The organism is Mesorhizobium sp. M1E.F.Ca.ET.041.01.1.1, from assembly GCF_003997355.1.
Classification (GTDB): Bacteria; Pseudomonadota; Alphaproteobacteria; order Rhizobiales; family Rhizobiaceae; genus Mesorhizobium.
The window spans coordinates 1-9,676 of record NZ_RZSL01000200.1; the positions used below are offsets into that span (position 1 = coordinate 1).

The following is a 9,676-nucleotide window of genomic DNA, read 5'->3' on the forward strand; positions in this document are numbered from 1 at the left end:
TCAAAACACAGCCTCGGGAGTGGGGGCCTCGATCGTCGGATATGCTGTGGAGTTCGCCCGAAGCGAGATCCCGCAGGTGCATGTCGCATTTCACCCGATCAGGTTTCTTTTCGCTGAGCTGGACGAGGCCGGCCAATCGCACGCCCCGCTCGGCCATGATGGTAGTAATTTCCTGCAGGAATGCTTCGAACTCCGCACCGTTTGAATAAACGATAGCGGTAATCGGACAGTCAGCACGAACGCCCTGCATGGGAAATCTCCTTGAGTTTGAATTTGCCGACCGAGCAGCAGGCGCGGCGGGATCGGTCCGGAGCAGCGGGATTGGCGATGTCCGGGGCCATCGGTCTATCTCCCAAAGCGCCCAGGGCTGAACGGAAGCACTTCGACGGACATGCCAGGCTCGGCCGGCGTCGACCCACCGGGCACAATCGCGACGGCGTCGGCTGACACCATCGGCATCATTCTGTGCGAGCCATCCGGCCCGCTGCGGCTGGCGGTCAATCGCCCCTGCCCGACATCCAGGCGGACCGGCACCAATTCGGTGCGATCCGGCTTGCGGGAACATGTGAAGGCCAACTCGGCGGTGATGCGCCTCGCCGGCACCTGACCGAGGAGGGTCGCTATGATCGGGCGCGCGAAGGCGAGCGCGCCAAAGGCCGCGGCCTGTGGGTTGCCTGGCAATCCGACGAAGCACGCCTCCCCTATCTTGCCGATTGCCAACGGCTTGCCGGGCTTCATTGCCACCCCGACGATCTCGAGTTGGCCGCCGGAACGCATTACGGCATTGCGCACGTGGTCCTCCTCGCCAACCGACATGCCTGCAGTGGTGATGACCAGATCCGCCGATCTCGCGCTGTCTTCGAGCACTCGCGCGATGGCCGCGGTGTCGTCGTGAACGGTCGACAACGTGACATCGGTGTTCGGCTCCCTCAACAGGGCAGCGAGGAGCGGACCGTTGGCGTCATAGATCGCGCCGGATGCAAGCGACCCACCAGCCTCGCAAAGCTCGGAGCCGGTCGTGACAACGGCGATCCGCACGCGACGCGCAACCGGGACGCGGTCAATCCCGATGGCGGCAAGAAGCGCGATTTCCGGCCAGCCGATCATGCGACCTGGACAAAGAACGCAGGCTCCTTGCCTCACATCCTCGCCGGTCCTGCGAATATGCGCGCCTGGCGCCGCGTCGAACGCGAACTGCACGAGATCGCCACGCCGCGTCGTTTGCTCCTGCATGACGACAGTGTCCGCGCCCTGGGGCAACGCCGCACCCGTCATGATGCGGTGCGCAGCGCCCGGAGCCAGCACACCTGGCGGATCACCCGCCATCGTGCGACCTACCACCGGGAGAACCAGAGGCACGCCTCTCCTGCCGGTCAGGCTTATCGCATAGCCGTCCATTGCCGCCTGATCGAAAGGCGGAATAGCGCGGGGCGCTTCGATGGCCGCGGCCAGAAGACGTCCAACGGCGTCGGCCAATGCAACCATTTCCGGCTGGTCCAGCCGCCGTGCCAATGCGATGGCTGCGCTTCGCGCCGTTTCGAAGGGCACGGCGCCTGCGCCTGGGCAGAAGCAACTATCGGGCAGTATTGCCGGCATGGTCATGCCTCGACGTCCGGCAGCGTCTTTTCGAGAATTGCGCGCATGGCCGCAAGTCCCGGATCCTGCGCGCGGTTCATGATACCGATGAGTTGCGTCCAAAGATCGTCGGATGCGGTGTCCACGAAATTGCGGACGGCCGAGCCGACGATATCGACCGGCGAACGACCGGACGCATCGGCAGCGGCGGTCAGCCGTGCTGCCAAGGACGGCTCTTCGAAAGCGGCAATGACGGCCATGGCTGCTTTCGGGTCTTCGAGCGAGGCAATGATATCTCCGAGCATCGCGTCCGCCTCACTGCACCAGCGGCGAGGATGCGCCGTCGATTGCAATTCCGCCGATATTCGCCCGGCCAACAAGAAGAGAGACATATTGCGCCGTCGCCTGCCGGCTGACGTGCTCGGCCAGGTAGGACGCGATGCGTTCCCGCACAGCCTCGAACGGAAGCTGGCGGCCATCGATGCGCCGCGTCAGTCGGATGAGGTGGACGCCGTAGCGCGTCTCCACCGGCGGCGAGACATCGCCTGGGGCGAGATCGACGAGAGCGGCCTCGAATTCCGGCGTCGTGTCGCCTGGCCCAATCTGGCCAAGGCTGCCGCCAAGGGTTCCCGACGGGCAATCCGAGCAGTCTTCCGCCAACGCCGCAAAACGCTCAGGCGCCGCGGCTAGGCTGGACCTGAGTGACAGCGCCTTTTCACGCGCGGCGGCGAATGCCTCGCGATCATCGTGACGAGCCGCTATGAGAATATGGTCGGCTTCATAGAGAGGCGGCGTCACGAAGCGGCGAAGATTGTTCTCGTAGAAGCGCCGCAGCGTCTCCTCGTCCGCCTCGGGAACGCGGACCTCGCGCTCGATCAGGCCGCGCACCAGCGCATCCTCGATGGTCTCCCTGCGCCCGTCCTGATCGGTCCGTTGCTCCACGGCGATATCGAGGCGCCGGGCCTCCTGCAGGAGCAATTCGCGGATGACGAGCGCACGGGTTGCGGCACGCCAGCCCTCGCCGGGATTGCGGGCGGGAAAATTCTGCACCTCGGCGGCGATCGCCTTGCGCGATATCGCCACGCCGTTGACCGTCACCGGCGGCATCGCCACGCGCTCGCGGGACGGCGTCGTGTCGGGGGTTGCAGGCCGGTGTTCGTGCGGATGTTCGGACGCTTTGCGGCCGGCCGAATGGTCGATGACAAGCGCGGCCATGATCTACTCCGCAGGCTGGTGGGAAGGAGTGGCAGCGGGCCGCCGCGCCGGCGCGGACGACCGCACCGCCGGCGCTGGCACGGCCGGCCGGCGGGTTGCGAAGCGCGTGCGCACGACCTGATAGCCCGGGCGGCCGAGATACCAGACCGGCGCGCTCCAGACATGGACAAGCCTCGTGAACGGAAAGACCAGGAAGATCGTCATGCCGAGCAGGAGATGCGCCTTGAAGATCGGGTTGACGTCGGCGACATAGGCCGCGGCCGCCGGCTGCAAGGTGAGAATGCCCTGCGCCCAGTTCATGAATTTCACCATCTCGTGGCCGTCCATGTGGCCGAGCGAGACGAAGATCGTTGAGAGGCCAAGCGTGAGCTGAACCCAGAGCAGCAGCAAAATCGCGATGTCGCCGGGGGCGGACGTGTTGCGGATGCGGGCATCGAACAGTCGCCGATGGGCAAGAAGCGCGATGCCGATGAAGCAGGCCACACCGGCGATGCCGCCGGCGGTAATGGCAAGGCCCTGCTTGAAGCTGTGCGAAACGCCGAGCGCGTCGAATACCCAGATCGGCGTCAGCAGGCCGACGAAATGGCCGGCGAAGATCACCAGGATGCCCACATGGAAGAGATTCGAACCCCAGCGGAGCTGGCGCCGGCGCAGCAGCTGAGAGGAACCCGTCTTCCAGGTATATTGCTCGCGATCGAACCGGATCAGGCTGCCGAGCAGGAAGATGGTCAGGCAGAAATAGGGATACCAGCCAAAGAGCGCGTCGTTGAGTGTGTCGGACATGACTTCCCTCCCTCAGGCCATATTGTTGCGCGCATCGCGATTGGCGGCGCGCATCTGGATTTTCAGCCGGTCGACGGAACAGCCGTCGGTCGCATTTCCGGGACCGAACGCGACGGCTGTCTCTTCCCAGGCGGCGTCGATGGCCGCCAGGTCGTCGGGCTCGTCGGGCTCGTCGGTTTCGGCGGCGTCCGCCGCCACGGTGGGCTCACCGGCAATCGAGCGTATGGCCGTGAATACAGCGGCATAGCCTGCGTTGCGCTTGGCGAGCCGCTCTTCCAGCAGAGAGAAGATGTGGCCGGTTTCAGTGAGCAGGCCGCGCGCCTCCTCAAAGGGACGGGCAGAGAGGAATTCGAGGAAAAGCGGGATGAAGTCAGGCAATTCGTTTGCCGCGACGAGAAGCCCGCCACGCCGGTAATGTTCGGCCAGATCGACCATCGCCTGGCCGCGATCGCGGCTCTCGCCGTGGATGTGCTCGAACAGATGCAGCGAGTGGCGGCGCGTCTTGTCGAACAACTCGCAATAGCGCTCCTGCAGGTCGTAGAGATCCAGGGCCGCCAGATCGGCAAGCAAGGGCTGCAGGTTCTTGCCTGCTTCATCCGATACCAATCCCTCGGCCGCGACCGCCGTAGCGATATCCGGGATCGCCGCGCAAAGTTCCTCGGTCGGATAGGAAAGGAGCGCCGAGAGCGCCTTGAAGGTCCTGTTCGAGAGCGGCGCCATCACGCGATCTCCATCGGGTTTGTCGGCCGCTTGGTCTGCTTGGTGCCGAAGAGGTTGGTCTCGGTGGAACCGCCCGAGCAGCCGTTGCCGAAGGAGAAGCCGCAGGAGCCACGCAGGTCCTGGGCGTCCTCGCTCCATTCGCGGTGCGACGTTGGGATGACGAAACGATCCTCGTAATTGGCGATCGCCATCACCTTGTACATGTCGTCGATGGCTGCGCCCGTAAGGCCGACCCGCGCCGCGATCGACTCGTCGAGGCGGCCGTCGATCGTCTTTGCCCGCATGTAGCTTCGCATCGCCAGCATGCGTTCTAGCGCAAGGGCCACGGGCTCCTCATTGCCCGCCGTCAGCAGATTGGCGAGATACTGGAGCGGGATGCGCAGGCTGCGCACGTCGGGCATATCGCCGTCCAGCCCCATCTTGCCGGCGGCCGCCGCCGACTGGATGGGCGAGAGCGGCGGAACGTACCAGACCATCGGCAGCGTGCGGTACTCGGGGTGAAGCGGAAAGGCGATCTTCCACTCCATCGCCATCTTCCAGACCGGCGACAATTTGGCCGCCTCCAGCCAGTTGTCGGGGATCCCGTCGGCACGGGCCTGGGCGATAACGGCCGGATCGTTCGGGTTGAGGAAGATATCGAGCTGCGCCTGATAGAGATCCTTCTCCTGCGGCGTGCTGGCGGCCGCCTCGATACGGTCGGCGTCGTAGAGGATCACCCCGAGATAACGGATGCGCCCGACGCAGGTTTCCGAACAGACCGTCGGCTGCCCCGCCTCGATGCGGGGGTAGCAGAAGATGCACTTCTCCGATTTGCCCGACGACCAGTTGTAATAGATCTTCTTGTAGGGGCACCCGGAGACGCACATGCGCCAGCCGCGGCACTTGTCCTGATCGATCAGAACGATGCCGTCCTCCTCGCGCTTGTAGATGGCTCCCGATGGGCATACGGCCGCGCAGGCCGGGTTGAGGCAGTGCTCGCAAAGCCTCGGAAGGTACATCATGAAGGTGTTTTCGAACTGGCCGTAGATGTCCTTCTGGACGCCCTCGAAATTCACGTCCTTCGACCGCTTCTCGAACTCGCCGCCGAGGATTTCCTCCCAGTTCGGTCCCCATTCGATCTTTTCCATCCGCTCGCCGGTGATGGCCGAGCGCGGACGGGCCGTGGGGAAAGCTTTCGATTCCTTGGCCGTGTGCAGATGCTGGTAATCGAAAGTGAACGGCTCGTAGTAGTCGTCGATCTCCGGCAAATCAGGGTTTGCGAAGATGTTGGCGAGGATACGCCACTTGGCGCCCATCTTCGGCTCGATGCGGCCGTTCTGCTTGCGTCGCCAGCCACCGTTCCATTTCTGCTGGTTCTCCCATTCCTTGGGATAGCCAACGCCCGGCTTGGTCTCGACATTGTTGAACCATGCGTATTCGACGCCTTCCCGGTTGGTCCAGACGTTCTTGCAGGTAACCGAGCAGGTGTGGCACCCGATGCACTTGTCGAGATTCAACACCATCGCGATCTGAGCGCGGATTTTCATTCTGCGGCCTCCTTGGGAGCATTGGCTTGCAGGGGTTCCTCGAGCCAGTCGACGGTCGCCATCTTGCGGACCACGATGAACTCGTCGCGGTTGGAGCCTACTGTTCCGTAGTAGTTGAACCCGTAGGATTGTTGGACATATCCGCCGATCATATGCGTCGGCTTGAGCACCGTGCGCGTTACCGAATTGTGGATGCCGCCGCGGTTGCCGGTCAGTTCGGAGCCCGGCGTGTTCACGATCTTCTCCTGGGCGTGATACATCAGCATCATGCCCTGCTTGACGCGCTGGGAGACGACGGCGCGGGCCGTAAGCGCTCCGTTGGCGTTGAAAACCTCGACCCAGTCATTGTCGACGATGTCCGCGGCCTTGGCGTCGGTCTCGGAAATCCACACGACGGGACCGCCGCGATTGAGCGTCAGCATCAGGAGATTGTCGCTGTAGGTGGAGTGGATGCCCCATTTCTGGTGGGGTGTGATGAAGTTGAGGACAATCTCCGTGTTGCCGTTGGGCCTGAGCCCCTTGACGGCGGCAATCGTCTTGAGGTCGACCGGCGGCTTCCAGGTGACAAAGCCTTCGCCGAAGGCCCGCATCCACAGATGGTCCTGATAGAGCTGCTGGCGCCCGGTCAGTGTGCGCCACGGGATCAATTCGTGGACGTTCGTATAGCCGGCATTGTAGCAGACCTTCTCACTCTCGATGCCGGACCAGGTCGGCGAGGAGATGATCTTGCGCGGCTGGGCCTGAACGTCGCGGAAGCGGATCTTCTCGTCCTCCTTCGGGATGGCGAGATGAGCATGCTCGCGGCCCGTCGCCTTGGAGAGCGCCTCCCAGGCTTTCACCGCGACCTCGCCGTTGGTTTCCGGCGCGAGCATCAGGATGACTTCGGTCGCGTCGATGTCCGTCTCGATCTTCGGCAGGCCCTTGGCGGGACCGGCGCGCTGGACGCCGTTGAGCGCGCCCAGCGCCTCGACCTCATGCGCCGTCTTCCAATTGATGCCCTTGCCGCCGTTGCCGACCTCGGTCATCAGCGGGCCGAGCGCGGTAAAGCGGGCGTAGAGGTTCGGATAGTCGCGCGTGACGACCGTCACGGCCGGCATCGTCCTGCCCGGGATCGGTTCGATCTCGCCCCGCTTCCAGTCGGCGACATCGAAGGGTTGGGCGATCTCGCCAGGCGTGTCGTGCTGGATAGGGGTGAGGACGACGTCCTTCTCCACGCCCAGCACCTCGGGTGCGACCTCGGAAAAGGCTTTGGCAAGGCCCTTGTAGATATCCCAGTCCGAGCGCGCCTCCCAGGCCGGGTCCACCGCTGCCGACAGCGGATGGATGAAGGGATGCATGTCGGAGGTGTTGAGATCGTTCTTCTCATACCAGGTCGCTGTCGGCAGCACGATGTCGGAGTAAACGCAGGTCGTCGACATGCGGAAGTCGAGCGTGACCAGAAGGTCGAGCTTTCCCTGCGGCGCCTCGTCATGCCAGACGACCTCCTTGTTGCGCACCTTGCCTTCGGCGCCGAGATCCTTGCCCATGACGCCGTGCTTGGTGCCGAGCAGGTGCTTCAGGAAGTATTCGTGCCCCTTGCCTGAGGAGCCCAAGATGTTGGAGCGCCACACGAACATGTTGCGCGGCCAGTTGGCCGGATCGTCCGGGTCCTCGCATGCGAGGTCGAGTTCGCCCGATTTCAGTGCCCCTGCCACATAGTCCTTGACCTCGAGGCCGGCCGCCGAGGCGCGCTTGGCTATGTCGAGCGGATTCTGCTTCAACTGCGGTGCGGAAGGCAGCCAGCCCATGCGCTCGGCGCGGACGTTGTAGTCGATGAAGCTCTGGTTCCAGTCTCCCTCGGGCGCGGTCGGCGACAGGATCTCAGCCGCCGTCAGCGTCTCGTATCGCCATTGATCCGTGTGCGCGTAGAAGAACGAGGTCGAGTTCTGGTGGCGCGGCGGACGCGCCCAGTCGAGCGCGAAGGCGAGCGGCGTCCAACCAGTCTGCGGCCGCAGCTTTTCCTGGCCGACATAATGCGACCAGCCACCGCCGGACTGGCCGACGGCGCCGCAGAACACCAGGAGGTTGATGATCCCCCGGTAATTCATGTCCATGTGGTACCAGTGGTTGAGGCCCGCGCCCAGGATCACCATCGAGCGCCCGTTGGTCTTTTCCGCATTTGTGGCGAACTCGCGCGCCACCGTGACGATGGCATCGCGCTTCACCCCGGTGATGCGCTCGGCCCAGGCGGGTGTGAACGGCACGTCGTCGTCGTAGGAGGAAGCGACATTGGCGCCGCCGAAGCCGCGGTCGAGGCCGTAATTGGCCATGAGCAGGTCGTAGACCGTCGCGACCTTCACCGGCCCATCGACCGTTTTGATGGTGCAGACCGGGATGTTGCGGGTCAGGATCTCGCCATGCTCGGTGGCCACGAAATGCTCACTTGCGCGGCCGCCGAAATAGGGAAAGTCCACGGCCGCGATGTCAGCTCCGTCGCCGGCAAGGGTGAGCTTCAGCCGAACGTCCCTTCCCTTGCCGTCCTTTTCCTCGAGATTCCATTTGCCTTCCTCGCCCCAGCGATAGCCGGCCGATCCGAGAGGCGCGACGAGAGCGTCCGTTGCCTCGTCGATGGCCACCGTCTTCCATTGCGGGTTGTTCTTCTCGCCAAGGGCCCCCTTGATTTCGGAGGCGCGCAGCTGGCGCTCGGGGACGAGCCTGCCGTCACGCTCCGCAAGCCGCACCAGGAAGGGCATATCGGAGTAGCGGCGGGCATAATCGTCGAAATACGCGACGCTGCGGTCGAGATGGTATTCGCGCAGGATCACGTGGCCCATGGCGAGCGCCAGCGCGGCGTCGGTGCCCTGCTTCGGATTGAGCCAGATGTCGGCGAACTTCGTCGCTTCGGCATAGTCCGGTGAGACGACCGCGCTCTTGGTGCCCTTGTAGCGGACCTCGGTGTAGAAGTGTGCGTCGGGCGTGCGCGTCTGCGGCACGTTGGAACCCCAGACGATGATGAAGCCGGCATTGTACCAGTCGGCGCTCTCGGGAACGTCGGTCTGCTCGCCCCAGGTCTGCGGGCTCGCCGGCGGCAGGTCGCAGTACCAGTCATAGAACGACATGCACACACCGCCCATCAGCGACAGATAACGCGAGCCGGCGGCATAGGAGACCATCGACATGGCGGGGATCGGCGAGAAGCCGATGACGCGGTCCGGGCCGTGCTTGCGGGCTGTGTAGGCATTGGCCGCCGCGACGAGCTCGTTCACCTCGTCCCAGGTGGCGCGCACGAAGCCGCCATGGCCGCGGATCGAGGTATAGGATTTGCGCTTGCTTTCATCCTCGACGATCGAGGCCCATGCCGCGACGGGCGTCATCTTCGCGCGGGCGGCCCGCCACAGCTTCAACAGCCGGCCACGGATCATCGGGTATTTCACCCGAGCGCCGGAATAGAGATACCAGCTGTAGGATGCGCCACGGGCGCAGCCGCGAGGCTCGTGGTTGGGTAGATCGGGGCGAGTGCGCGGATAATCGGTCTGCTGTGTCTCCCAGGTGACGATGCCGCCCTTGACGTAGATCTTCCACGAGCAGGAGCCCGTGCAATTCACACCATGGGTGGAGCGCACGATCTTGTCGTGCTGCCAGCGCTTGCGGTAGCCGTCTTCCCAGGAGCGATCCTCACTGGTCACGATCCCGTGGCCGTCGGAGAAACTGTCGACGGTCTTGCGGAAGAAGGTTAGCCGGTCGAGAAAATGTGACATTGTTTGCCCCTGATTATTCGGCTGCGGCCGGATGGACGGGCGCGCCGCGCCTGGCGTGTTCGATGGCGTGGAGAAGGCCGCCTTTGCGGGGTATAGACAGCCCAGGTGACGGCCAGGCGG

At 64.1% G+C, this 9,676-nt stretch carries 8 protein-coding genes; all 8 read right to left on the reverse strand.

What is annotated here, in order from left to right:
* On the reverse strand, positions 1-250 hold a 250-nt coding region (locus tag EOA38_RS17655; RefSeq protein ID WP_127299818.1), incomplete at its 3' end, for a DUF2478 domain-containing protein.
* 95 nt (positions 251-345) lie between these two features.
* Positions 346-1,602, reverse strand: coding sequence for a gephyrin-like molybdotransferase Glp (gene glp / locus EOA38_RS17660; RefSeq protein WP_127299819.1), 1,257 nt, complete (start codon positions 1,600-1,602; stop codon positions 346-348).
* Positions 1,599-1,880, reverse strand: a complete 282-nt coding sequence (locus tag EOA38_RS17665) for a hypothetical protein (RefSeq protein ID WP_127299820.1) — start codon at positions 1,878-1,880, stop codon at positions 1,599-1,601. Before EOA38_RS17665 ends, glp begins: the two co-directional genes overlap by 4 nt.
* Before the next feature lie 10 nt (positions 1,881-1,890).
* Positions 1,891-2,790 (reverse strand): peptidylprolyl isomerase, encoded by a 900-nt coding sequence (locus EOA38_RS17670; RefSeq protein WP_127299821.1) that lies wholly within the window; start codon positions 2,788-2,790, stop codon positions 1,891-1,893.
* A 3-nt stretch (positions 2,791-2,793) separates the two neighbouring features.
* A complete protein-coding gene (narI, locus tag EOA38_RS17675) occupies positions 2,794-3,573 on the reverse strand; it encodes a respiratory nitrate reductase subunit gamma (RefSeq protein WP_127299822.1) in 780 nt (259 codons plus the stop codon).
* A 12-nt stretch (positions 3,574-3,585) separates the two neighbouring features.
* Positions 3,586-4,293, reverse strand: a complete 708-nt coding sequence (gene narJ, locus EOA38_RS17680; protein WP_127299823.1) for a nitrate reductase molybdenum cofactor assembly chaperone — start codon at positions 4,291-4,293, stop codon at positions 3,586-3,588.
* Complete coding sequence (narH, locus tag EOA38_RS17685) at positions 4,293-5,819, reverse strand: nitrate reductase subunit beta (protein WP_127299824.1); 1,527 nt, start codon at positions 5,817-5,819, stop codon at positions 4,293-4,295. Before narH ends, narJ begins: the two co-directional genes overlap by 1 nt.
* Positions 5,816-9,556, reverse strand: coding sequence for a nitrate reductase subunit alpha (locus EOA38_RS17690; protein WP_127299825.1), 3,741 nt, complete (start codon positions 9,554-9,556; stop codon positions 5,816-5,818). Before EOA38_RS17690 ends, narH begins: the two co-directional genes overlap by 4 nt.
* Positions 9,557-9,676 lie beyond the last annotated feature (120 nt).

Coding starts and splice junctions, on each gene's coding strand:
- glp (WP_127299819.1), bottom strand. CDS start 1,602: ATGACCATGCCGGCAATACTGCCCGATAGTTGCTTCTGCCCAGGCGCA.
- EOA38_RS17665 (WP_127299820.1), bottom strand. CDS start 1,880: ATGCTCGGAGATATCATTGCCTCGCTCGAAGACCCGAAAGCAGCCATG.
- EOA38_RS17670 (WP_127299821.1), bottom strand. CDS start 2,790: ATGGCCGCGCTTGTCATCGACCATTCGGCCGGCCGCAAAGCGTCCGAA.
- narI (WP_127299822.1), bottom strand. CDS start 3,573: ATGTCCGACACACTCAACGACGCGCTCTTTGGCTGGTATCCCTATTTC.
- narJ (WP_127299823.1), bottom strand. CDS start 4,293: ATGGCGCCGCTCTCGAACAGGACCTTCAAGGCGCTCTCGGCGCTCCTT.
- narH (WP_127299824.1), bottom strand. CDS start 5,819: ATGAAAATCCGCGCTCAGATCGCGATGGTGTTGAATCTCGACAAGTGC.
- EOA38_RS17690 (WP_127299825.1), bottom strand. CDS start 9,556: ATGTCACATTTTCTCGACCGGCTAACCTTCTTCCGCAAGACCGTCGAC.